20 protein-coding genes are annotated in these 24600 nt (G+C 37.6%); 9 read left to right on the top strand and 11 right to left on the bottom strand.

Annotated features, from left to right (window positions below):
- Positions 1-31 precede the first annotated feature (31 nt).
- Positions 32-250, bottom strand: coding sequence for a hypothetical protein (locus tag AW17_RS00535; RefSeq protein WP_029274122.1), 219 nt, complete (start codon positions 248-250; stop codon positions 32-34).
- Positions 251-486: 236 nt separating this feature from the next.
- Between AW17_RS00535 and AW17_RS00530 the strand changes: the two genes are divergently transcribed.
- The 3 genes from AW17_RS00530 to AW17_RS00520 are packed head-to-tail and all read left to right on the top strand — an operon-like array spanning position 487 to position 2035.
- Positions 487-960, top strand: coding sequence for a ribonuclease H-like YkuK family protein (locus AW17_RS00530; protein ID WP_029274121.1), 474 nt, complete (start codon positions 487-489; stop codon positions 958-960).
- Between the two features lie 48 nt (positions 961-1008).
- On the top strand, positions 1009-1536 hold the full coding sequence (locus AW17_RS00525; RefSeq protein WP_029274120.1) for a TlpA family protein disulfide reductase: 528 nt from the start codon (positions 1009-1011) through the stop codon (positions 1534-1536).
- A 31-nt stretch (positions 1537-1567) separates the two neighbouring features.
- The gene (locus tag AW17_RS00520) at positions 1568-2035 is read left to right on the top strand and encodes an SRPBCC family protein (RefSeq protein WP_029274119.1); all 468 of its coding nucleotides are present in this window, start codon (positions 1568-1570) and stop codon (positions 2033-2035) included.
- Here AW17_RS00520 and AW17_RS00515 read toward each other — a convergent pair whose 3' ends face one another.
- From AW17_RS00515 to AW17_RS00490, 5 genes are all read right to left on the bottom strand, one after another.
- The gene (locus tag AW17_RS00515; RefSeq protein ID WP_029274118.1) at positions 2036-2614 is read right to left on the bottom strand and encodes a DUF4468 domain-containing protein; all 579 of its coding nucleotides are present in this window, start codon (positions 2612-2614) and stop codon (positions 2036-2038) included. It lies immediately after the preceding gene.
- A gap of 95 nt (positions 2615-2709) precedes the next feature.
- Positions 2710-3735 carry an outer membrane beta-barrel protein gene (locus AW17_RS00510; protein WP_029274117.1) on the bottom strand — a complete coding sequence of 342 codons (1026 nt, stop codon included), beginning with the start codon at positions 3733-3735 and terminating at the stop codon, positions 2710-2712.
- Positions 3736-3772: 37 nt separating this feature from the next.
- Positions 3773-5179, bottom strand: a complete 1407-nt coding sequence (locus AW17_RS00505; protein ID WP_029274116.1) for an ammonium transporter — start codon at positions 5177-5179, stop codon at positions 3773-3775.
- 345 nt (positions 5180-5524) lie between these two features.
- Positions 5525-6472, bottom strand: a complete 948-nt coding sequence (mnmL, locus tag AW17_RS00500; protein WP_029274115.1) for a tRNA modification radical SAM protein MnmL/YtqA — start codon at positions 6470-6472, stop codon at positions 5525-5527.
- A gap of 974 nt (positions 6473-7446) precedes the next feature.
- Entirely contained in the window at positions 7447-8883 is a 1437-nt protein-coding gene (locus AW17_RS00490; RefSeq protein WP_029274111.1) for an APC family permease, read from the bottom strand.
- A 281-nt stretch (positions 8884-9164) separates the two neighbouring features.
- Between AW17_RS00490 and AW17_RS00485 the strand changes: the two genes are divergently transcribed.
- From AW17_RS00485 to AW17_RS00470, 4 genes are all read left to right on the top strand, one after another.
- Positions 9165-11471 carry a sodium-translocating pyrophosphatase gene (locus AW17_RS00485; protein WP_245234982.1) on the top strand — a complete coding sequence of 769 codons (2307 nt, stop codon included), beginning with the start codon at positions 9165-9167 and terminating at the stop codon, positions 11469-11471.
- 114 nt (positions 11472-11585) lie between these two features.
- A complete protein-coding gene (locus tag AW17_RS00480) occupies positions 11586-13061 on the top strand; it encodes an amino acid permease (RefSeq protein ID WP_029274109.1) in 1476 nt (491 codons plus the stop codon).
- Positions 13062-13158: 97 nt separating this feature from the next.
- Positions 13159-14490, top strand: coding sequence for a hypothetical protein (locus AW17_RS00475; RefSeq protein ID WP_051691554.1), 1332 nt, complete (start codon positions 13159-13161; stop codon positions 14488-14490).
- 79 nt (positions 14491-14569) lie between these two features.
- The gene (locus AW17_RS00470; RefSeq protein WP_029274105.1) at positions 14570-15136 is read left to right on the top strand and encodes a MarC family protein; all 567 of its coding nucleotides are present in this window, start codon (positions 14570-14572) and stop codon (positions 15134-15136) included.
- A 411-nt stretch (positions 15137-15547) separates the two neighbouring features.
- Here the strand turns inward: AW17_RS00470 and AW17_RS00465 are convergent, their stop codons facing one another.
- From AW17_RS00465 to guaA, 3 genes are all read right to left on the bottom strand, one after another.
- Positions 15548-16717 carry an RsmB/NOP family class I SAM-dependent RNA methyltransferase gene (locus AW17_RS00465; RefSeq protein WP_029274104.1) on the bottom strand — a complete coding sequence of 390 codons (1170 nt, stop codon included), beginning with the start codon at positions 16715-16717 and terminating at the stop codon, positions 15548-15550.
- A 33-nt stretch (positions 16718-16750) separates the two neighbouring features.
- Positions 16751-17962, bottom strand: coding sequence for an ABC transporter substrate-binding protein (locus tag AW17_RS00460; RefSeq protein WP_029274103.1), 1212 nt, complete (start codon positions 17960-17962; stop codon positions 16751-16753).
- A 111-nt stretch (positions 17963-18073) separates the two neighbouring features.
- Positions 18074-19603 carry a glutamine-hydrolyzing GMP synthase gene (gene guaA, locus AW17_RS00455; RefSeq protein WP_029274102.1) on the bottom strand — a complete coding sequence of 510 codons (1530 nt, stop codon included), beginning with the start codon at positions 19601-19603 and terminating at the stop codon, positions 18074-18076.
- Positions 19604-20211: 608 nt separating this feature from the next.
- Here guaA and AW17_RS00445 point away from each other — a divergent pair.
- Positions 20212-20994 (top strand): hypothetical protein, encoded by a 783-nt coding sequence (locus AW17_RS00445; protein ID WP_029274100.1) that lies wholly within the window; start codon positions 20212-20214, stop codon positions 20992-20994.
- Positions 20995-21276: 282 nt separating this feature from the next.
- On the opposite strand, the gene AW17_RS00440 is transcribed toward AW17_RS00445, so the two are convergent.
- On the bottom strand, positions 21277-21735 hold the full coding sequence (locus AW17_RS00440; protein WP_029274099.1) for a deoxycytidylate deaminase: 459 nt from the start codon (positions 21733-21735) through the stop codon (positions 21277-21279).
- A gap of 64 nt (positions 21736-21799) precedes the next feature.
- Positions 21800-23236 (bottom strand): MFS transporter, encoded by a 1437-nt coding sequence (locus tag AW17_RS00435; protein ID WP_029274098.1) that lies wholly within the window; start codon positions 23234-23236, stop codon positions 21800-21802.
- 143 nt (positions 23237-23379) lie between these two features.
- On the opposite strand from AW17_RS00435, the gene AW17_RS00430 reads away from it, so the two are divergent.
- The gene (locus tag AW17_RS00430; RefSeq protein ID WP_029274097.1) at positions 23380-24006 is read left to right on the top strand and encodes a LysE family translocator; all 627 of its coding nucleotides are present in this window, start codon (positions 23380-23382) and stop codon (positions 24004-24006) included.
- Positions 24007-24600 lie beyond the last annotated feature (594 nt).

The raw sequence follows: 24600 nt of genomic DNA, 5'->3' as shown, positions 1-24600 counted from the left end.
TTTCTCTTTACGCCAAGAACTACAGCCTTAGTTACGGCTTGAAAAATCTTTCCCTAAGTTTCCGCAGCGTAGAAAAGTTTAATCTTTTCTCGAGCAACATTAACATGTTACCACGTTTAGACATTGATGATAGCACTTTTTCGTTAACGGCATCAACCGAAGATAAGATCTTGTCAGCCAGTTCATCTGCAAATTTATTTGCTCTGCTATTTTGTAATAACTGGAGCTCTTGAATTAATTCTGCTCTCATAATTAAGAATTTTAATGAATGTACAAATATTAACGGACCGAATAATAATTTGTTTCAACAAATAATAAGTTCATTTAAACTATTATCACTAACTTGTTGATAACTAACTTTTTGTTAGCAAATAAACAACCTAACCTTAACACATATTTAATTTTTAGCACTTATTTTTATAAAAACCTGATTACCATTCGTCCCAAAGGGATTCCTTTGGAATTAACCTCAAAAAATACAAATGTATGACGTGGAAAAAATTTAGTGGTGAAATTATTCAATCTTCAATCCTCGAAGAAGTAGAAAACGCGATTATCAGAGAAAGTCAAAACGGCTTTAAGCTTAAAGTTTGCATCGGTACCGATTCGCAGGTAAAAGGCGCAATAACCGATTTTGCAACCGTAATTGTGCTGTTAAGAGAACATCATGGCGGTTTTATGTACATCCATCAGGAAAAAAGCACACAACAGGTAAGCATTAAAGAAAGAATGTTAATGGAAGTACAAAAATCAATCGAAACTGCTTATTCTATTTGTGATTTACTTGATATTTATGACGTGGCTTTAGAAGTACATGCCGATATCAACACCAGTCCATCGTTTAAATCGAACAAAGCACTTAACGATGCCATGGGATATATTTTAAGTATGGGCTTTATTTTTAAGGCTAAACCAGAAGCATTTGCCAGTTCTACCTGTGCCGATAAAATGGTGCATTAAATTTGAAATAAGCCAGATTAGGAGTATCTTTAATCATAAATCAGAACCATGAAAAAGATATTCCTATTCCTTTTTATACTATTCACTGCGATTTCTGTTTCCGCACAAAGTGAAGACAATGGCACCTACACTAAAATAGGCGATGAAAGTCCAAAATTTAGCTTCGAGGTAGAGAAAGGTAAAACCGTAAATATTACCGATTATAAAGGTAAACTAATCCTGATAAATTTATTTGCAACCTGGTGTCCCCCGTGTAATACAGAGTTACCTTTGGCTCAAAAAGAAATTTGGGATAAACATAAAGACAATAAAAACTTCGCATTTTTTGTATTCGGGCGTGAAGAAGGCTGGGATAAATTGATACCCTACAAAGCTAAAACGGGATTCACATTCCCAATATTACCTGATCTGAAGAGAGATATTTTTAGCAAATTTGCAAAACAATCTATCCCGAGAAATATTCTGATCGATGAAAATGGTAAAATCATTTACCAATCTATTGGCTACGAAGAAAAAGAATTCCAAGCATTAGTGAAACTAATTGATGGCAAATTGAAAGATAAAGCAACAAAATAGCTTTATACTTGTTGTTCTATAAATTTAGAACTTGAAAACCTATAGATTAGAATTTACCCAAAAACTCCCTGTTGATTTGGATATCGCCTGGGACTTTTTTTCTTCGCCAATAAACCTGGCCGAAATCACCCCAAAGAATATGACCTTTGATGTAACCTCACCAAACATCGTCAATACTAAAATGTACCCTGGCCTGATTATCACCTATAAGGTTGCCCCATTGTTTGGCATTAAGTTAAACTGGGTAACGGAGATAACAGACGTTAAGGATAAGGAGTATTTTATCGACGAGCAACGGTTTGGTCCATTTGCTTTCTGGCACCACCAGCACCATTTCGAAAAAATAGACGGCGGTGTATTAATGCATGATACCTTGCACTATAGCATTGGCTGGGGACCAATTGGTGTTATTGTAAATGCCGTGGTAGTGAACAACAAAATCAACGAAATTTCTAAGTTCCGTTACCAAAAGGCTGAGGAATTATTTTCTATGCACTAATTACCACTTTTTCGTTGAAATGGTTTCAGCTTTCTTTTTGACTTTTTCAACCCTATTGGTTGCTAAATACTTCTTAAAATCATCACCAAATTTTTCTATTTTGTTATAGGCGCTATTTAAAATATCTTTCCATGCACCAGCACTCAATTTCCCAGGTGTACGCTCTAAAGGCACGCCAATTTTGGTAGTGGCTACAAAGTTTCCGTAACGGTCTCTTTGGTATGGGATAAACAGCATATCGGTTAACCAAAACCTATATTTGCCATTACGCGCCTCAAAAACGAAATTATAACTTACTTCTCCGCTTGGATGGCCAGCTACCAAAATTGTTTTATCAATTACCATAGTTCCTTTAGCCAAAACAGAAGAATCGGTAGCACTTTCTTGCCTCATCGATTTTTTATAAGCAACATTAACAAAAGATTTAGCCCTTTGCAACAAGGTATCTTTGCTTATCATTTGCGAGTCTACCACCTGATAATAAATGAATTTACCATTATCATCTTTCGAAAACTGTTTTTGCTGTGCAGATAATTGAATTGAAAAAAGAACAAGAATAATAAAAAGAAGATGTTTCATTTGAATCGGTTAACAGGCAGATCTAATTATTTAAAGGTACGAAAAAGCCGTCCCTATTTACATCGGGACGGCTTAATATTAACAATTTTATTTCCTTAAAAAGCGTAAACTGCTGCCAAAGAGAACTGGCCACCATTCGGTGCCGCAGCGCCACCTTCTTTAAAGAAAGGTTTATCACTGTTATGGTCTAATCTTACTTCTGGGATAAATGTTAAACCACCAGATTTAATATTTGCGGTAAGTGTTACTGCAGTAAAAGCAGTAGCCGGAACTGCACCCGCGGCTTTAAATTTAAAGTACTCACCTCTTAAACCTAAAGTTACTGCATCCAATACAGCAAATTGAGGGTATAAGACAGCACCTGCGTAACTTCCCGGTACCGAACTATCTTTGATATCATAATTGGCTGCATTTAAACCCAATTTAAATTTCTCTGTAATTTGATATGAAGTGGTTAAATCGATAATCGTTCCATACCCGCCAAAACCAGCACCAGATAAAGCATTGATGTAAGCAGTCCAGCCTTCAACAGGAGCAACCATTAATTGGCCACCGATAGCCGAAACACCTCTCGAAGCTGAGTAAACGTTCCAATCGTTAAATAAACCAGCCATTAAACTTACTTTATCGCTGAATTTATAAGTGGCTTTAATTCCCGCATTTTGGAATGGACCATTGGTAAACAGGTATGAAGTAGAGTAGTTGAAATTTCCAACTGGAGAGATTACCTCATATCCAATGAATGTACCCATGTAACCTGCTGTCATACTTAACTGATCGGTAAAATCGTAGTTAACATATAAGTTTTGAATATTAAAAGACGAACCTCCGGCTGCCGCATCAGGAATAGATTGCGATTGTCCTCTTGGGCCAAAAGAAAGCTCTCCAACAAATGAAGCTTTACCTGTTTTTTTCTTCAAGGCAATATCAATCATACCTAATGATACCGAGTTGTGATCAGTTACAAAAGATGTTTTTCCATTTAATGGATTTTTAGCAAAATCATATTTAAAGTACGTATCTACCGATCCTGAAATTTCAAGTGGTGATGTAGTGGTCTCTTGAGCCAGGGCACACGTAGTGCTGGCCATTGCAAAAATAGCGGTTAAAAGTTTCTTCATGTTTGAGCTTATTTTGAGTTTAGATATTATAAAATCCTTAAGATATTGATTCTGTTAATGGACTGTTTTTTTCGATATAGATCGCTCTTTCTTCAACTAGCAAGGTACCTTGAGAGTATTTCTCGTCGTGTTGAGATGCATCAAGACCCATTTCTTCTTCTTCTTCTGATACGCGGATCGGTTGAATTAGGTTGATGAATTTGAAGATGATAAATGATACAACGAAACTGAATATGATTACAATTACAGCACCTTTTAATTGCGTGATAAAGAAAGTCGGGTTACCATAAAACAAGCCATCAGCACCAGCAGCATTTACTGTTTTTGTTGCAAAAACACCGGTTAACAACATACCAACGATACCGCCCACACCATGACAAGGAAAAACGTCTAACGTATCATCTAAACTGGTTTTTTGTTTCCAAGAAACCACAAGGTTAGAAATAACTGCGGCAATAGCACCAATAAATATACTAGATGGAATACTTACAAAACCTGCACCTGGTGTAATGGCTACCAAACCAACTACTGCACCGATACAAAAACCTAAAACCGAAGGTTTTTTACCTCTTGCAACATCAAAGAACATCCACGATAAACCTGCAGCACCAGCAGCCGTATTGGTAGTTAAGAATGCCGAAACAGCTAAGCTATTTGCACCTAATGCAGAACCTGCATTAAAACCGAACCAACCGAACCATAATAAACCTGTACCAATTAATACGTAAGGGATATTTGCAGGCGGAACTTCTTTATGCTCTAAGTGAGATTTTCTACGTTTTAAAACCAATGCGCCAGCCAATGCAGCCATACCAGCAGAAATGTGAACTACGGTACCTCCCGCAAAATCCAATACCCCCATTTTAAACAAGAAACCTTGTGGGTGCCATGTCCAGTGGGCTAATGGAGAATAAACGAATATTGCGAATAAAACAATAAATAAGATATATGAGGTAAAACGGATACGCTCTGCTACGGCACCTACCACTAAACCTGGGGTAATAATGGCGAACATTAATTGAAACACAGCAAATAAAGATAGCGGAATGGTTAAGTCTGCTCCTCCCTGAAGGTGTGGTGCTCCAGAATTTACACCTTTAAAGAACAAAAACGTTGATGGATTTCCAATAAAGCCACCAATGGTATCTCCGAAGGCTAAACTAAAACCTACTACTGTCCATAAAACTGTAATTACTCCTGCGGCTACCACACTTTTAATCATGGTAGATAATACATTTTTACGATGAACCATTCCACCATAAAAGAATGCAAGGCCTGGAGTCATTAAAAATACAAGCGCAGAAGCGATTAATATGAATGCAATATCAGGCCCACTATACTTGCCTTCATCGAAATTAGGAAGAAGTGGAATAAATAGAGCGAAAATTGCGACAATCATCAATATCGCAAAAGGCGCATACTGTTTAAAGGAGATTTTACTCATAGTTTTTAGTTTAATTTGTTTGTATTGTTTAAATAATTAAAATATGCTTGATTTATTTTTCTAAAAATACGACATATTGCAATTTTTACACCATTAAATTAAAATATTTTAATAAAAACGAGTGATTTTTACAAAACAACACAAAAATTAACCTTAAAAATAAAAATAACAAAAAATACAGGGGATTTTAATGCAAGTTTTTAATAAAAACAAAATCACATATTAACCATAATTTATATGATTTTAGCTGAAATTTATAAAAAATCGACTTAAAAAATCATAAATAACAGAAAAACCCATGAAATTTCATGGGTTTTTAAAAAAATTGTTAAAAAATTTAACTTTTTACAAAAAATAAGCAGATCCTTGAACTACGCCTCTTTTTTCAATTTCTTTATCCATATAGGTTTGAATTGCTGATTTGTTAAGTCCCCAGTTAGGTGCAATCAATAAATCCCAATCCGAAATACCAAAAAGCCGCTGAATAACAATATCCGGACGTAATAAAGGAATTAATTCGCAAAGTAAGTCGGTATATTCTTCTAGAGAAAACAATTTAAAGGGTTCCTTTTTATACTTAGCCCCCATTATAGATCCTTCTACAACATGAAGGTGATGGAACTTTACAAACTTGATTTGTGGGAAACGGTTAATTTCATGAATGTAGCCGTGCATCTGCTCGCGGGTTTCCCATGGGAAGCCAAAAATGGTATGCACGCACAGATCGAGCTTACTATCTTTTAAAAGTTCTACCGCAGCAACAAATTCGCCATGGCTGCAGCCCCTGTTGATCTGATCGAGGGTTTCATCATAGATCGATTCCATGCCCATTTCTAAATCTACATCGAAGCGGTCGGTATAACTTTCTAACAAAGCTACCTTTTCTGCATCGATACAATCAGGACGTGTACCTACAGCAAAACCAACAATATCTTCGGTATTAATCGATAGCGCTTCATCATACATCATCTTTAAATAATGTACTGGTGCATAGGTATTGGTATTAGGCTGAAAATAAACAATATACTTATCAGCTTTATAAGAAGTTTTAGCCCTTAACATGCCTTCGGCAAGCTGATCTTTAATATTTGGATTTTTACGCGAAGGCTCCGGCGTAAAAGAATCTACGTTACAATACGTACAACCACCGTAACCTTTGCTCCCATCGCGGTTGGGGCAGGTAAAACCTCCATCTACAATTACTTTAAATACACGCTGCCCTTTATACTTTTCGCGCAAATGCGTGCCGTAATTTTTATAACCCTTTATCCCTGAATCTACTAGTGTTCCCATTATTTGCAAAAATACGCTTTTTGTTCGAGACGAGTGATTAGGGAGGTGAGATTTGAGATATTAGACAAGAGATGTGAGATTTGGCGTACAATTAGGGTTTAGGGTTTAGGGTTTAGGGTTTAGGGTTTAGGGTTTAGGGTTTAGGGTAAACAACCAGCAACTCAACAGTGTTTAAAAATTTAGTTTTTTTTTTCAGAAAAGCAAAACCTGTGGTTCTTCGCAGTGCCAGTCCCGCCACATGCTCATACGCCTGCAGGCCTTACACACAGGGCCGGTATCCGCCATGTCGGGTTTAGAAAACTGAGTTTAAGCACAGGTTTAACTTACCTAAACCCGGTAGCAGCGAACACGATCCCGATTTTTTCATCGGGAGAAGTAAAGCGGATAACGGGGCTTTCGGAACCGATTGAAACAGAACCCTGCTTTTCAAAATGTGAAAATGGGATTTGGAGCGGTAAGATTTAGCATATATATAAGGTAGAGGGTTTAGGGTTTAGGGTTTAGGGTTTAGGAAAAACACGCTGCTGCTCATCAGGATTTAAAAATTTAGTTTTTTTTTAGAAAAGCAAAACCTGTGGTTCTTCGCAGTGCCAGTCCCGCCACATGCTCATACGCCTGCAGGCCTTACACACAGGGCCGGTATCCGCCATGTCGGGTTTAGAAAACTGAGTTTAAGCACAGTTTTGAGTTACTTAAACCCGGTAGCAGCGAACACGATCCCGATTTTTTCTATCGGGAGAAGTAAAGCGGATAACGGGGCTTTCGGAACCGATTGACACAGAACCCTGATTTTCGAAATCCAAAAACGGGATTTGAGAGGTTAGATATGAGATTTGAGACCTAAAAGCCGATTGACAGAAAGTATTCTTTAATGTAAAAAAACCTCGCAGTTTTTAAAGTCTGCGAGGTTCCGTTGTAAATTCCCTTCTCGAACCGTCATCCTGAACTTGTTTCAGGATCTATCCTTGCTTATCCTACTGCTCTTTTTTGTTAATGAAAAAGTAGACCGGCACACCCAGCAAAACAATCACAAGCCCTGGCCAGGTATATTGTTGTTTATAAATGAGTAGCAAAATACAAAATGCTGCCCCTATTAATAAATAAATAATTGGCGTAACTGGATATAACCAGGTTTTGTAAGGCCTTTCAAGACCAGGTTGTTTTATCCTTAAATAAATAACACCAAAAACAGTAATCATATAAAATAGCACAATAACAAAGGATATCATATCTAAAAGATTACCATATTGCCCACTTAAACATAAAGCAGATGCCCAAATGCCCTGCATCCAAAGTGATCTTTCAGGAACTCCATTTTTATTGTTTTTTAATGCTGCTTTAAAAAACATTCCATCTTTTGCCATGGTTTGAAAAACCCTTGCACCCGCTAATACGATTCCGTTCACACAACCAAAAGTAGAAATCATCACCAACAAGGCAATTACAATTGTACCAATTCCACTACCGAAAATCTGTTCTGAGGCTGCAACAGCAACCCGATCATTGAGGGCAAATGCAATACTCTCTCTGTTTAGGGTATTGAGATAGATAAAATTGACCAATAAATAAAGAATCATCACTGCTGAAGTACCTAAAACCATAGAACGTACAACATTTTTTTTAGGATTTTCGATTTCTCCCGAGACAAAAGTTACGTTTTCCCAGGCCACACTCGAAAATACCGAACCAACCATGGCCGCTGCAATTCCACCCATTATTGCCATTCCGGAAATGGATTCCCATCCCGATTTCAGAAAATTGCCGCTTGGATCTGTTTTAAGATTATTGAAAGCATCCCAGCCAAAGCTCATATTTCCGGCCCAAAAACTGTTTTTCACCAAAAGAAAGCCTAAAATAATTAAGCCGATTAAAGCGACAATTTTAGAACCAGTAAAAATGTTCTGCAAAATTTTACCGCCTTCAACACCTTTTGTATTAATATAGGTTAAAAGCAGAATCACACCGATGGCTAAAATCTGTATCCAGGTAATTTTATAACCGCCACTTTGAAAAATTGGAGCAGCATCGTTTAAAGCTGGTATTAGATAGGCCGTAAATTTACCAAAAGCAACAGCAACAGCTGCAATGGTGCCAGTCTGAATTACGGTAAACAAGCCCCAACCGTAAAGAAATCCCATCATTTTACCGAAAATCTCTTTCAGGTAAGTGTATTGCCCACCAGCTTTGGGAAACATGGAAGAAAGTTCTCCATAAGAAATTGCGGCGGCAACTGTCATCACCCCAGTGATCACCCAAACCACAATCAGCCAATAACCGGAACCTAAATTCCGCATGATGTCGGCACTAACAATAAAGATACCGCTTCCGATCATCGAACCCATTACCAGCATAGTGGCATCAAAAAGGCTTAATTTTCTTTTAGAAGGTCCATCTTCTTTTTCAATATTCATTTTTAGTTTGGTTTAGTTTGTGGCTAATTTATTTAAAAAAAAGAAAATAGGAGTACTTCGCTTGTATTATTTTAATTGAGCGAAATTTTATTCTACTTGACAATGAAAAATTTAATCACAAGAAAAATATTTTATTATCTTGCTAGATATAAGTACGTAGTTTGGAGAGAAGCGTTTGGCGCTGAACGTTTGAAATAGATTAAACAATTGACCAATTTAAACAGTTAACCAGTTACACAACAACATAAACAACTAACCAAATATAAAACCAATTATTAACTATGGATTTTTTACAAAACAATTTAATTTACTGTATTCCGGCGCTAGGCCTTGTCGGGATTATAGTTATGATGATTAAAAGCGCCTGGGTGAACAAGCAAGATGCAGGTGATAAAAACATGCAGGAACTTGCGGGCTATATCGCCGATGGAGCTATGGCCTTTTTAAAAGCCGAATGGAGGGTATTGAGCATTTTCGCTGTTTTTACGGCTGCGCTCCTAGCCTACTCAGGAACAATTACCGAAATTAAAGGGGTACCTATGCATTCGAGCTGGATTATCTCTATCTCTTTTATTATTGGAGCTGTATTTTCTGCAACTGCTGGTTATATCGGAATGAAATCGGCCACAAAAGCGAATGTTAGAACCACACAGGCTGCAAGAACAAGTTTAAAACAAGCATTAAAAGTTTCTTTTACTGGCGGTACCGTAATGGGTTTAGGCGTAGCTGGATTAGCAATTTTAGGTTTAGGTGGTTTATTTATTGTTTTTTTACAGCTATTTCATGTTACACATGTAGATAGCACTGAAATGAGAACGGCTATTGAGGTTTTAACCGGATTTTCTTTGGGTGCCGAATCTATTGCCTTATTTGCCCGTGTAGGTGGTGGTATTTATACCAAAGCTGCTGATGTTGGCGCAGATTTAGTGGGTAAAGTTGAGGCTGGAATTCCGGAAGATGATGTACGTAACCCTGCAACCATTGCCGATAACGTAGGTGATAACGTGGGTGATGTTGCAGGTATGGGTGCCGATTTATTTGGCTCATATGTAGCAACGATATTAGCCACCATGGTTTTAGGACAGGAAATTACAGTAACTGATAAATTCGGAGGTATGTCTCCCATCCTTTTGCCAATGGTAATTTGCGGGCTGGGAATTTTATTCTCTATTATAGGTACCTGGTTCGTGACCATTAAAGATGATAAATCAAATGTGCAGAATGCGCTGAACTTAGGTAACTGGTCGTCAATTTTGATTACAGCAGTAGCTTCGTTCTTTATCGTAAAATGGATGTTGCCAGAAAACTTAAAATTACGTGGTTATGAATTCTCTAGTATCAATGTGTTTTACGCCATTATTGTTGGTTTAGTAGTGGGTACCATTATGAGTATTGTTACCGAATATTTTACCGCGATGGGCAAAGGCCCTGTAAATTCTATTATCCAACAATCATCAACCGGACATGCCACCAATATTATTGCAGGTTTAGCTGTCGGAATGAAATCGACCGTTATTCCAATTTTGGTTTTAGCAGGCGGGATTATGTTATCGTATCACTTTGCTGGTTTATATGGTGTAGCCATCGCAGCCGCAGGTATGATGGCCACCACAGCTATGCAATTGGCCATTGATGCTTTCGGACCGATTGCGGATAATGCTGGCGGTATTGCCGAAATGAGTCAGTTACCGCCAGAAGTACGCGAACGTACCGATAATTTAGACGCTGTTGGAAATACCACTGCAGCAACTGGTAAAGGATTTGCCATTGCATCTGCAGCATTAACTTCTCTGGCATTATTTGCTGCTTTTGTTGGTATTGCAGGTATTACCGCGATAGATATTTATAAAGCACCGGTTTTAGCCGGATTGTTTGTTGGTGGGATGATTCCTTTCATTTTCTCGGCCCTTTGCATCCAGGCGGTGGGTAAAGCGGCTATGGATATGGTTCAGGAAGTTCGTCGCCAGTTCAGGGAAATTCCTGGCATTATGGAGTACAAAGCCAAACCAGAGTACGAAAAATGTGTAGCCATTTCAACCAAAGCATCTATCCGCGAAATGATGATGCCGGGTGCTATCGCCCTAATTACCCCAATAATTGTTGGCTTTACTTTTGGCCCTGAAGTTTTGGGTGGATTGCTAGCTGGAGTAACTGTTACTGGTGTATTAATGGGTATTTTCCAAAGCAATGCAGGTGGCGCCTGGGATAATGCTAAGAAATCTTTTGAGCAGGGGGTAATGATTAATGGCGAAATGCACTACAAAAAATCAGAACCACATAAAGCTTCTGTAACCGGCGATACCGTTGGAGATCCTTTTAAAGATACTTCAGGCCCTTCGATGAACATTTTAATCAAATTAATGTCTATTGTTTCACTAGTTATTGCTCCGTACATTGCAGTATCAAGTAGCCCGACAACTAGCGAAGTATTGCAACAGCAAACAGAAATGAACAATAAAATTATTACTTCTGGTGCAGAAATGAATAAAAGCATGGATTCGCTACAACACAACATGCAAAAACAAGTTGATTCGATTGCAAAAGCACAAGAAGTTGAATTGAATAAAGCACAAAACCTTCCTGAATAAAGATAAATAACTAAAACTTATCAAATAAAGGGGATTTTTAACCAAAATCCCTTTTACATTTCCGTAATTTTTAATTACGTTTGGAGCTGAATTAATCTAAACAAAAACTATAATATGGGTTTATTTACTAAAAAGCCAATGCATCTATTGCTTGAAGAAGCAGGTGATTCAAGCAAAGGCTTAAAGCGCACACTTAGTGCAGGTGCATTAGTTGCATTAGGTGTAGGGGCTATTATTGGTGCCGGGCTATTTGTTCGTACTGCTGCTGCAGCCGCTCAAAATGCTGGACCATCAGTTACAATCGGTTTTATAATAGCTGCAATAGGCTGTGCTTTGGCAGGTTTATGTTATGCCGAGCTCTCTTCTTCTATTCCAATCTCTGGTAGTGCATATACTTATACTTATGCTACTATGGGCGAGCTAATGGCTTGGGTTATTGGATGGGATTTAGTGTTAGAATATGCTGTAGGTGCCGCTACTGTAGGTATAGCCTGGAGCGAATATCTGAATAAACTATTGGTAGAAGTATTACATACCTCACCCATACCCTACGAGTGGTGCCACTCGCCTTTCCAATCGCATCCAGATGGTACCGTAAATGGAATTATGAATCTTCCTGCCTTGTTTATAGTAGGCTTGTTAAGTTTACTTTTAATTAAAGGAACTTCAGAATCTGCTTTTGTAAACGGTTTAATCGTAATTACCAAAGTGGGTATTGTTATCTTAATTATTGTTTTAGGTTGGGGTTTTATAAACGAATCTAACCACCACCCATACATTCCGGCTGCTACCACTTATGTAGATCATGCAGGTATTAGCCATAGTTTTGGTGGTTTTTGGGGCGTTATTGGCGCTGCCGGAACGGTATTCTTTGCCTTTATCGGTTTTGATGCGGTAAGTACTGCCGCTCAGGAAACAAAAAATCCTAAAACAGCAATGCCAATTGGTATTTTAGGATCGTTAGCAGTTTGTACTGTATTATACATATTATTCGCACACGTTTTAACAGGAATTGCACCAGTTGAGTTTTTCAGAACTAAAGGTGGCGAAGCATCTGTGGTTGCTGCAATTAGCGAATATATGACTGGATACTCATGGTTATCTAAATTAGTAACAGTAGCTATCTTAGCTGGTTTCTCTTCTGTAATCTTGGTGATGTTATTGGGCCAAAGCCGTGTATTTTATTCGATGAGTAAAGATGGTTTATTACCTAAAATGTTCAGCGATTTACACCATAAATTTAAAACACCTTATAAAGCTAACTTAGTAATCTTGGTAATTGTAGGTTTATTTGCTGCATTTATCCCTGGTGATGTAGTTGGTGATATGACGAGTATAGGTACATTATTTGCATTTATGCTGGTTTGTATAGCAGTAATCATCTTAAGAAAAACCGATCCAGATCTTCCTCGTCAGTTTAGAACACCTTGGGTACCTTTAATTCCAATTTTGGGTGTTGTTGCCTGCGGTTTAATGATTCTTGGTTTAGGCTGGACAAACTGGTTAAGATTATTTGGCTGGTTAGCATTAGGATTTATCATTTACTTTGGATACAGTAAAAAGAATTCTAATTTGAAAGACGTTAAATAAATTATATTTTTCAAAAAATTAAAGCCTCGACCAAAAGTCGGGGCTTTTTTATGTTAAATAATTGTTAATAAAACTATCTTTGCAAAAAATTGATAACATGTACCGCTATTTTGCCAAATTTAAGATCACTTATTTCTTCTTAACGATTGTTTTGCTATTCATTTCCGCTGCAGGATATGCGCAGAGAACAATTAACGATGTAATGGATTCTACCACGGTTAACCATTTGCTCATTATCTCTAAGAAATATGGCTCATTATCTTTTAGCGGATACCTGCAGCCTCAATTCCAGGTTGCGCAAGCAAATGGTGCACAGGCAGAGTATCAAGGCGGAAACTTTGGCGAGTTTACCAATAATCGGTTTAGGTTAAGAAGAGGTCGTTTAAGAGCAGATTATATGATGTTAACAGATGATGGCAGTCCTTCTACCTATTTTGTACTTCAGTTTGACGGTACTGAACAAGGTGTTGCCATTCGTGATTTTTGGGGACGTTATTACGAAAATAAATGGAAAATACTGGCGGTTACTTTAGGGCTTTCAGGCCGTCCGTTTGGGAACGAACTGCAATTATCTTCTTCAGTGAGGGAAGCGCCGGAGCGTGGCCGGATGTCGCAGATTTTAATGAAAACAGAACGCGATCTGGGGGTTACGTTTACCCTAAATCCTCGTTGGAAAGATGCCCGGTTGAAAAACTTTGTATTCGATTTTGGCATTTACAACGGACAGGGCTTGGCTGGTAGCGGAGAATTTGACAACAGCAAGGATTTTATTTTCCGGTTAAGTCATAAAACCTATGCCTTTAAAAACTTCACCATTGCGGGCGGTATCAGTACGCTACAAGGCGGTTTAAATCATCGTTTGCCCGTAAGCTATAAAATGGATAGAAGCAACGATCAATGGAAAATGGTTAAAGATTCATCCGCTTCAACAATTAATAAGGTTGCTCCACGGAGATATTATGGTGCAGATATTCAATTGGCTACAAAAACCAAGAGCTGGAAATCTGAATTAAGGGCAGAAGTGGTATCAGGGCTACAAACAGGCACTTCAACTACCTCAACCACTCCTGGCTCTTATCCTGTTGATAGTAAATCGGTATCCTTGCCTTATTATACCCGAACCTTTACTGGTGCTTACTTTACCTTTGTACAAACCTTGAATAGCACCGACAATCAGCTTATTTTAAAATACGATTGGTATGATCCAAATTCAAAGGTGAAAGGGCTTGATATTTCAAATACTCAGGGGCTTTCTCCAGCGGATGTTCGTTTTGATACTTTTGGGTTTGGTTTTTTACATCATTTTAATACACATTTTAAGGCTGTACTTTATTATGATATCATTAAAAACGAATCGACCCAAATTCAGGGTTATACTGCTGATAGAAAAGACAATGTGCTTACGTTAAGAACACAGTTCTATTTCTAATAAATAACAGTACAATGGAGGAATTGATACAAATTCCGCTACCTTTGCTTAAAATTGCGCTGCTATGAAATTCGATTTTATGACGTTCAACTTAAGCCAGATCCTATCCACAACGATGGTGCTCTTCGCTATTATCGATATTTTAGGCGCCATTCCCGTTGTAATCGAATTACGTAGAAAAGCAGGTCATATCGAATCAGAAAAAGCATCTTTAGTTGCTACAGGCTTAATGATTCTCTTTTTATTTGTTGGCGAATCGTTATTAAAAGTAATCGGATTAGATGTAGAATCTTTTGCCATTGCGGGTTCTTTCGTGATCTTTTTTATCGCCATGGAAATGGTATTGGGATTAACGATTTTTAAAGAAGAAGCACCAGAAACAGTCTCTATCGTTCCATTGGCTTTTCCTTTAATTGCCGGAGCTGGAACAATGACTACCCTACTTTCGCTAAAAACAGAATACCATACCCAGAATATTTTAGTGGGCATTATACTCAATATGTTGTTTGTATACTTTGTATTGAAAAATACCAACAGACTGGAAAAACTTTTCGGAAAATCGGGATTGAACATCTTACGTAAAGCCTTTGGGGTAATTTTATTGGCTATAGCGATTAAATTGTTCAGAAATAATACTGGGCTTTAGTAGATTCAGCTAAATCGTCATTTCGACCGAAGCCTACCAATTCTTCATTGGTAGCGAAATGGAGAAATCTTTGAATATAAGGTTAAAGATTTCTCCTCTGAAGGAGTTCCTTTGGAACACTACGGTCGCAATGACGATCACGCTATTAAATGACAATCCTCCAATCAATATGTAACAATAATTGCGTATATTCATCTAAACATAAAGCTTACATCATGAACAGCTTTGAAGAATATACCTTAATTATTGGAGCAATAGCCGTTTTAATCGAAGCGGTAAAATACTTTAAAAAGAATTTCAAATCGTGGTTTGAGCATACGTAGTGTCGCTTTAAGTGAGCGTCATGCTGAATTTATTTCAGCATCTATATGTTGAGACCCTGAAATAAATTCAGGGTGACGAACCGAGCGATTAATCCTGGCTCTTCTTAATCAACCTCGCCACAAACATCGTATCGGCACTGTTTTCATAACCCTTTATCAATTCCATTTTTTCCAGCGCTAATGGCAAAGTATCAATCATATGCTGAACAATGACTTCGTTTTCTTCGGCAAAGGCAGAACAGGTAATATAAACTAAAGGCTTACCCGGCTTTAAATATTTTACAATATTTTGGACAATCCCCTTCTGGATGTTTGCAAATTGATTAATTTTTCTTTCCTCGAAAAACGTGAGCATTTCGGGTGTTCTTCCCCATGTTCCAGAACCAGTGCAGGGTGCATCCAAAATAATCCCGTCAAAGGCATAGTGATGCAATATCTGGTCGTTATTCTGTAAAAGATCGATTTCTTTTTTATGGTACTTTTTGATTCCGGCTAAACGGAAACGTTCATCTAAGTTTAGGAGTACACTTTCTCTCAGATCGGAAACCAAAAGCTCGATAACAGGCTCTAAACTATGTAAAAGCAATGTTTTCCCACCAGATGCCGCGCAGCAATCCCACCATTTATCCCATTTGTTCGGTTTAAAATAACTGCCTGTATGCTGAGAAGATAAATCCTGAACCTGATAACTACCTTCTTTTAATATGGTTTCTAACTTGGTTCCATTAGGCAAAGCCAGAGCAGTATCAGAAATCGCTTTAACCGCAATGTTTTCATCTTGTAATGTTGCAATAATAGCTGCAGATTCTTCTCCTCCTACCCTGATAAACAGATCTGGCTGTTTAAAGAATGAGGTACAAAACGCTTCCCGGTCTAATCCATCAGATAGATTTGCGTGAAACGGATATACCTCCTGTAAATCAAAATCCGGATACCTGGTTTTAATGATGGATATTTTTTCTCCCAGCGGCAGTATAATACTTTCCTTTAATTCCGGCAGATTTTTCTCTACAATAAGGCTAAGTGTATCGTGGCATAAGAAATCGGCAATACTTAAACGTTCTTCCTGTGGAAGTGCCGGCAAAGCCTTTCCTAATCTAAAAAAGCTATACATATGACGTGTAGCCCATCTCCTATCGGATGAACCCATTTGCTTATGCTGCTTAAAATAGGTTGGTAGAAAACGATGCAAGGGCAAACTTCCATCATAATTACTTAAAATCTGTTCAAAGGCTCTTAACTGATGATCTGCTCTCATGCAATAATTAAAATGGAAGAAAAAATTATAGAATTACTCAACTAGGTTTAACGCAAAATTTTTAAACTTCAGTAACATTAAACTGGTGTTAATATAGCCTAATTTTTCATCATGGATAAATGAAAAGTTATTATGGAGGCCTTTATATTTATCTTTTACCAGATAATCTCTATAATCCTCTCCATAAGTAGTTAACAGTTTACCGAAATAATAGCCAACATCAAAGCCTTTAAAGGCGTATTCTCCAGGCTCAAATCCATACCTGTAGCGATATTTTTTAATAAAGGCAACAACTGCACTATTTTTGTAGTCTATTTTATAAGAAGAACTGATAATGGTATTTAGGTCTTGTAATTTATCGGTAGGATAATTCTGTTTTACCCAATTGGGATGACCAAATAGATTAATGCTATAACCACCAGTGGGTAGATGCTTTAATTTATACAGTTTTTCTACTGTTGGCAATACAAAAGTCCTGTCAGATGAGGTAAGCACCACGGCATATTCTTTGCCTTTGATCATTTTTGTTTCAAAAGCATAGGCCGAAGCATACTCCTGTACCACAAACTTGGTACTGGTTTGAAAATAGTTCCTTATTGGCACTGCAAACTGTTCGTCTTCTGTTTTCTTAGGGTTAATCAGTACCACTATAGTATTGGCAGGGTTATAATTTTTAGCAATGTATGTGGCTATCTTTTTTCCATGTAAACCAATATTATTTACAATGGACACCAGATTTGGATTATTAAATTCTGCAGGTTCGGAAGCAGCCAAAGGAGATACGATGATTGCATTGTTTTCTTTGGCATAATTGGAGATAAACTTTAACCCATCGGGAAAAACAGGGCCAATAATTAAATTGCTTTGTTTAAAACGCTCATTTTTGTACAAAACCGATATATGTGCATTATCATCCTGTGTATCGAAAACATTGAGTTTAAAATTTAACCCCTGAATCGCAGCAGAATCTAACCCCAATTTAAAGCCCTGATAAAAATCGATAGGCATGGCATATTTCTCAATGTCGGCTTTTGTAGCTGTTTTTAAATTTAGCTCATCCAGTTTAAAGGGAACAAGCAAGGAAACACTTGCCTGCGAAAACTTTTTGATAGGCTTTTTATCTGCTGGTTTTTCTTTTTGAACCGGTTTTTCCGTTTCAGGCTTGGGTGTCCTGATTTTAGGTGAACAAGCACCCAAAACTACCGTAAACAAAACCAGCAACCAATAAACCTTCTTGAAATTCATACCTATCATTTTTAACAAAATATGCTAGCAAAGTTTATTCCACCTTGCTAGCATAAGCATATTATTTGTATATCGACTCCCGACTAATGACTCAGGACTCTGAACTAAAAACTATTCCCACTCGATAGTTGCAGGTGGTTTAGAGCTGATATCGTATACCACTCTATTGATCCCTTTAACTTTATTGATGATCTCGTTTGAGATTTTAGCCAATACCGGATAAGGTAAATGGCACCAATCTGCAGTCATCCCATCAAGTGATTCGACTGCTCTTAATGCAATTACATTTTCGTAAGTGCGCTCATCGCCCATCACTCCTACAGATCTTACCGGTAAGAAGATAGCGCCTGCCTGCCATACTTTATCGTAAAGGCCTGCTTCTTTTAAATTGTCGATATAAATTTTATCGGCATCTTGTAAAATGGCAACTTTTTCTGGAGTAACTTCTCCGATAATGCGGATACCCAGGCCTGGGCCTGGAAATGGGTGACGGCCTAAAATAAACGATTCTAATCCTAAAGTGGTGCCTACTCTTCTTACTTCATCTTTAAACAAAGTTTTAAGTGGCTCTACTACTTTAAGTTTCATAAAATCTGGTAAACCACCTACATTATGGTGCGATTTTATGGTTGCCGACGGCCCTTTAACCGAAACTGATTCAATAATATCAGGATAGATTGTACCTTGGGCCAACCACTTTACATCTTGGATCAGGTGAGATTCTTCGTCGAAAACTTCGATAAATACACGGCCAATAATTTTACGTTTTGTTTCTGGATCTTCTACCCCGGCCAACTGACCCAAGAATTTGTCTTTAGCATCAACGCCTTTAATATTTAAGCCAAAATCTTTATATTGCTCTAAAACACTTTCATATTCATTTTTACGCAATAAACCATTATCAACAAATATACAGTGTAGGTTTGTACCGATGGCTTTATGTAAAAGTACCGCTGCAACACTACTATCAACACCACCTGAAAGTGCTAAAACAACTTTATCGTTACCTACAGTAGCTTTAATATCGGCAATTGTGGTTTCAACAAAAGCAGCAGAAGTCCAGTCCTGGCTACATCCGCAAATATCAACCAAGAAGTTTTCTAAAAGGATTTTCCCATCAATACTGTGCGTTACCTCAGGGTGAAACTGGATGGCATAAGTATCTGAATCTGTAATATGGTAAGCTGCCACTTTTACGCTATCGGTACTGGCAATCAACTCAAAATTTTCTGGAATATCGGTAATGGTATCGCCATGGCTCATCCAAACTTGTGAACCGATGTTAATGCCTTTAAATAATTTATTCTCCTGGTTTACAAAATTCAGGTTAGCACGACCATATTCGCGTGTTGAAGATGGCTGCACTGCACCGCCAGAATGTTGGGCAATATATTGTGCACCATAACAAACAGCCAATAAAGGAAATTTTAAATGGTATTTCGATAAATCGATCTGAGGTGCATCTTCCTGACGAACGGAGAATGGACTACCCGAAAAAATAACTCCTTTTACATCAGGCGTAACCTCAGGAAGATTGTTGTATGGATATATTTCACAGTAAATATTTAGTTCGCGAACCCTACGAGCGATGAGTTGTGTAAATTGCGAACCAAAATCGACGATAATGATTTTTTCTTGCATCCGCAAAAATAGGTATAAATAAGGACAAATAAAATACGGCAAATAAACAATTAAAAACCCATTATACTATTTTTTTTTCAGCAAAAACATACCGCTATCAACTTACTGGTGTCTTGTTAAGGGCGGACAATCCGCTCATTACAAAACCTTTAAGCTTAGAAAAAACTTAGTGATCAAATCTATTGTAGCTGGAACTTCAGATTCAAATGCTAGAGTGATTGTGGGTTACCAATGTTTGTTGTCCAATGATTAAATCAGACAAACTCTCTAATTCTTTTTTATTAAAGCCGTTGCTTGCAAACGAGATGTTTAGCAATACTATTAATTTTTGCTTCATGTGTTCGCACACCGTAAAATCCTCGGTGAATGGGTTACATTTCGAAATTACCTGTAAGGTTTGTGTGGGGAGGGTAAGTTGTTCCACTTACTTGATGTGGTTGATAAACCATATGCTTAAATATCAGTATTTTGCAAATATTCAAACCCGTAAACAAAGCTATAGGTTCAGAAATTAGACTGATTTATTTAATTACCTACCATACTTACATCTAAGTCAATAAAAATTTACATATCTTACATCTATTAATTACTAAACTTAATTTATATCTATGAAAAAACATTTAAGCTTAATGCTCGTCCTTGCCTTGTCCGCAACTTTTACCTTTTATGGCTGTAAAAAAGACAGCATCATTGAACCAAAGAAAGAACTGGAAACTTTTTCAGGTAAACCTAATGCATCAGCGAATGTTCCGAATTGGGAATCTTACGCAAAAAGTGAATTATTCCCCTATGGAGATGGTACACAATGGAAAACTCTGATTCCTTGGGACGGTTTCACTATACAGATGGCACATGTACAACTACGTGAAGGATATGCTGTTGGATATGCCGTTGCAGTTATTGGTGGAACACCAGAATATCCAACTGGAGAAGTTGGTACTCTTTTAGGGAATGATCCCGGTAATAGTAGTGAAAGTGCATCCAGAATATTTGCCTATACTCGGATAAATTGCGGGTCGCCTACTGTGCAAAAAATTACAAGTACTTGGAGCAGTATGACCTTTAACGGAAAAGACGATGCTGGAGAAACTTTTACAGTTTTTCTTAATCAGTTTCAACAAACTAACAGTTGGTTCGTTGACCATCCAGAGGATAAGTTTGATGTTGCAGAAAAATATTATGATAGAACATTTAATCCAGCAATTCAAAAAGTTAAAATTACTAGAATTGGGTTTCAAGGCTTTGGACAATGTACTCCTGGACCACCAAAACTAGTGACATTTAAACTTGCAGCGCTGAAAGATAGTCAAGGTGTAATTCATTATTATATTGCACATCCAAATTTTAAGGAGCCTTCGATAACTCCACCTCCATCAGAATGGATTGAGTAATAGTTTAGTTTGGGGATGGTCGAGAGATCACCCCTTTGTCATTTAAAACCAAATCTATAGCCTATATTTTATCAAAATACCTTGTCGCAAGCACATAGAAATAGAATTAGATGGACTACCAAAATACTCGGAACGGAAGTTGTAAGGAAAAAATCCAGAGTCGATTTAAACAATTAATGAATAAGTCATGAACCAATGACTAATGAATCAGTTTGCGGTCTACAGTTGCAAATTTGCAGTAACAATAATCCATATGGAATACTTGCAACTACCAATAAACCTTTACGATTCCATCAAAACCACCTCAACTCCAAATTTCCGTAAAAAGTCTACTCCTTCATCGCTAGGCAAACCTTTGTAAGCCGCATACGATTTAGAATAATAAACCAATTTAATTCCCGAAGACAGAATCAAGCGGGCGCAGGCAATACAAGGCGATAAGGTGGTATATAAAGTACAGCCTTCTATTTTCGAACCGTTTTTAGAAGCATACAGGATTGCATTCTCCTCAGCGTGTAAGGCTAAAGAACAACTCCCCTTACTATCACGCGCACAGCCATGCTCTGGCCATTCCTCATCGCAATTGTGCGTACCAGCCGGTGGGCCATTGTAGCCGATAGAAATAATACGGGTATCTTTTGTTAACACTGCACCTACATGGGCACGCACGCAATGCGAACGGGCTGCCAAATCGGTGGCAAGGTTCATAAATATCGAATCGAAACTTGGTTTATCTGCCATTATAAAAATCAAAAAAGCCACAAAGAACTAAATCTCTGTGGCTGCAAAATTACTTTATTAAAAATTAATGTCCGCCAGAAATTTTTTGATCAAAATTTATTCCTTGTGATCTTAATATTCCAGCCACTTTCCAGGCATAGAATGCCAAGTAAGCAAAACAGATAATACCAACCACATAACTGTATTGAATACCTGTAAATTCTGATACAGCACCTTGTGCCCAGCTAATAATACCACCGCCCATAATCATCATAATTAAGAAGCTACTTCCCTGACTGGTGTGTTTACCTAAACCGCTTACTGCCAAGGTAAAAATACAAGGCCATAAAGTGCTACAGAATAAACCTACACTGGTAATGGCATAAACACTTACCATTCCTTTAGTAAATATTCCGATTAACAACGCAGTAATACCTATTGCCGAAAAGATTAGCAACATGCGGGCCGGGTTACCTTTACTCGCCATATCAGCAGCAATTAACACCAATATAATCAAACTGTATACATAAAATGGAGCAAGATCATGTTTTGCTATAGCATTTACAGCTAAGAAAATACCAAAAGCTAAATATGGTGCAATAAAACGTAATACTTTCTGTGTGCTGATATTATCAGTAAAAGCTTCAACAGCACCTGTCCAACGACCGATCATCATACTTGCCCAATATAAAGAGATATAAGGGGCAATATCTTTAATGGCAAAGCCTAAATCTTTCTCCATATAAGCTGGTAGATTACTTGCGGTAGATACCTCAACACCCACATAAACAAATATGGCAATCATACCCAAAACCAATTGCGGATATTGCAAAGCAGATCCCTTAATCGATTTAGTATCCTCAACCACAGCTTCAACCAAAGCAGGTCGATCAGGCAACGATGACATTTTTAAGAAAACAGCAACGGCAATAAAAGCAACTCCTAAAATTAGATATGGAATTTTAACGCTTTCTATACTAATATTTGTAGTTGCATTTGTCGCAGAACCAAAAATAGCGAAACTTACAATAAGTGGTCCAATGGTTGTACCAAAGTTATTAATACCACCGGCAAGCGTTAAACGTTGCGAACCTGTTTTAATTGGCCCTAATGCAATAGCTAATGGATTTGCAACAGTCTGCTGTAAGGAGAAACCTAATGCGACAATAAATAAGCCTGAAAGCATTAAAGGAAATGAATGCAGGTTTGCTGCAGGGTAAAACAATAAGGTTCCAAGGGCCGAAATAACCAGACCAAGCGCAAGCGAATTTTTATAACCCAGTTTGTTTACAATATCTTGTCCTATTATAACAGAAATACCATTATAAATTAAAGCTCCCACTGTATAAGCAATATAAAATGCCAATGAAACCAATTGACTTTCGGCTTGCGATAAATCAAAAGCTTTTTTAAATACCGGTATTAAAATATCATTACTGGCGGCTACAAAGCCCCAGAAAAAGAATACCGTAACCAAAGGAATAAATTGCCCCCATTTGGTTTGTGTTTGTTCTGAACTCATTTTTTAAATCTAGTTTTAGTGGCTCTAAACATAAATAAAAAAAAATGAAAACCAGTAAATTTTATGCAACCTATGCAACAAAAATAAATGTTAAATGTTTAGGTATAAAGTTGCATATTCGCATATTATAAACAATACAATGCATGTTTGAAGCCATATTACTAGGTATAGGAGCAGGGATTATTTCGTCGTTTTTAACAGGGCCGGTATTTTTTGCAATGATTAAAACCAGCATAGAGAGGGGCTTCAAAGCTGGGTTTTCTTTAGCTGTTGGCGTAATTATTAGTGATGTGGTCTTAATTGGCCTGGTTCTTTTTGGCAGCCAGTTTTTTGATTATAAAGCAGAATTTGATAAATATGTAGGCACCATTGGGGGCCTATTTTTGTTAGCCGTAGGTATATATTACCTGGTTTCTAAAATAACGGTGCACTATAATAGTTCAACGCTTCAAAAAGTAAGTAAACGTGGCTATGTAATAAAAGGTTTTTTAATGTGCATCCTTACCCCCTCTACCTTAATGTTCTGGATTATTGTAAGTGGGATTATCTCGGTTAAATTGAATAACATGCTGAACGAAAAGCTAGTCTGCTTTTTTATCGCCATGGCCACCCAATTGAGTATAGATGGTGCAAAGAGTTTCTACTCGAGTAAACTCCGTTATAAAATAAAAGAAGACGCGCTTAAAAAACTGAATAAAATCGCAGGTATGGTCATCATCTTTTTTGCCATTTGGCTCATCGTTAAAACTTACCTGAAGTTCTACGCATAGATTTTTACCACAAAGATGATAAAGAAAATCGCAGCATACACATCTTATTGTTAGCCACGTTGTTAGCCACGGAAACACAGAACACACGGAATTTCCTCACGTTTTGTCACCCTGAGCGGAGTTGAAGGGCAGACACGAGAATATAAATAATTTTATTCCGCCGTGGTACGTGTCCTCACGAACCGCTAAAATTATTAACTTCTGTTCTCCAATATATCAGTAATAACACTAAAACAGATCCTAAAATAAATTTACTGCGTAGCTTTCCGCTGCGCTACAGGTCAGGATGACGCACTGTTTGGAAACAATTGAACCTTCACGAAGTTAATTAATTTGTGTCTTAGTGGTTAAAAGTTTTGAAAAGCAGGTACAGTGTTACTATTATTGTTAGTCCTGCCAATGCTTCAAGTCCTCGGCAAATGAAGAATTTGCCTCCGGGCTTTCCGCGAATGTCAGGTTTAGGTGGGAAAATACAGTAGTATTAATGGAAGACGAAAAACCCTCCCACGCCGTGGTTCGTGTCCTCACGAGCCGCTAAAATCATCAACTTCTTTTCTCCAATATTATCAGTAATAACACTAAAACAGATCCCGA

The organism is Pedobacter borealis DSM 19626 (assembly GCF_000708285.2).
GTDB classification, from domain to species: Bacteria; Bacteroidota; Bacteroidia; order Sphingobacteriales; family Sphingobacteriaceae; genus Pedobacter; species Pedobacter borealis.
The sequence above is the reverse complement of the archived record's forward strand: the minus strand, read 5'-3'. Positions and strand labels throughout refer to the sequence as shown.

What these genes read in the sequence shown, in the direction of transcription:
- AW17_RS00465 (WP_029274104.1), bottom strand. Translation starts at nt 16,717, where the DNA reads ATGAGAGCAGATCATCAGTTAAGAGCCTTTGAACAGATTTTAAGTAAT.
- AW17_RS00475 (WP_051691554.1), top strand. Translation starts at nt 13,159, where the DNA reads ATGTACCGCTATTTTGCCAAATTTAAGATCACTTATTTCTTCTTAACG.
- AW17_RS00445 (WP_029274100.1), top strand. Translation starts at nt 20,212, where the DNA reads ATGAAAAAACATTTAAGCTTAATGCTCGTCCTTGCCTTGTCCGCAACT.
- AW17_RS00485 (WP_245234982.1), top strand. Translation starts at nt 9,165, where the DNA reads ATGGATTTTTTACAAAACAATTTAATTTACTGTATTCCGGCGCTAGGC.
- guaA (WP_029274102.1), bottom strand. Translation starts at nt 19,603, where the DNA reads ATGCAAGAAAAAATCATTATCGTCGATTTTGGTTCGCAATTTACACAA.
- AW17_RS00535 (WP_029274122.1), bottom strand. Translation starts at nt 250, where the DNA reads ATGAGAGCAGAATTAATTCAAGAGCTCCAGTTATTACAAAATAGCAGA.
- AW17_RS00480 (WP_029274109.1), top strand. Translation starts at nt 11,586, where the DNA reads ATGGGTTTATTTACTAAAAAGCCAATGCATCTATTGCTTGAAGAAGCA.
- AW17_RS00460 (WP_029274103.1), bottom strand. Translation starts at nt 17,962, where the DNA reads ATGAATTTCAAGAAGGTTTATTGGTTGCTGGTTTTGTTTACGGTAGTT.
- AW17_RS00490 (WP_029274111.1), bottom strand. Translation starts at nt 8,883, where the DNA reads ATGAATATTGAAAAAGAAGATGGACCTTCTAAAAGAAAATTAAGCCTT.
- AW17_RS00435 (WP_029274098.1), bottom strand. Translation starts at nt 23,236, where the DNA reads ATGAGTTCAGAACAAACACAAACCAAATGGGGGCAATTTATTCCTTTG.
- AW17_RS00505 (WP_029274116.1), bottom strand. Translation starts at nt 5,179, where the DNA reads ATGAGTAAAATCTCCTTTAAACAGTATGCGCCTTTTGCGATATTGATG.
- AW17_RS00470 (WP_029274105.1), top strand. Translation starts at nt 14,570, where the DNA reads ATGACGTTCAACTTAAGCCAGATCCTATCCACAACGATGGTGCTCTTC.
- AW17_RS00525 (WP_029274120.1), top strand. Translation starts at nt 1,009, where the DNA reads ATGAAAAAGATATTCCTATTCCTTTTTATACTATTCACTGCGATTTCT.
- AW17_RS00440 (WP_029274099.1), bottom strand. Translation starts at nt 21,735, where the DNA reads ATGGCAGATAAACCAAGTTTCGATTCGATATTTATGAACCTTGCCACC.
- AW17_RS00530 (WP_029274121.1), top strand. Translation starts at nt 487, where the DNA reads ATGACGTGGAAAAAATTTAGTGGTGAAATTATTCAATCTTCAATCCTC.
- AW17_RS00430 (WP_029274097.1), top strand. Translation starts at nt 23,380, where the DNA reads ATGTTTGAAGCCATATTACTAGGTATAGGAGCAGGGATTATTTCGTCG.
- mnmL (WP_029274115.1), bottom strand. Translation starts at nt 6,472, where the DNA reads ATGGGAACACTAGTAGATTCAGGGATAAAGGGTTATAAAAATTACGGC.
- AW17_RS00515 (WP_029274118.1), bottom strand. Translation starts at nt 2,614, where the DNA reads ATGAAACATCTTCTTTTTATTATTCTTGTTCTTTTTTCAATTCAATTA.
- AW17_RS00510 (WP_029274117.1), bottom strand. Translation starts at nt 3,735, where the DNA reads ATGAAGAAACTTTTAACCGCTATTTTTGCAATGGCCAGCACTACGTGT.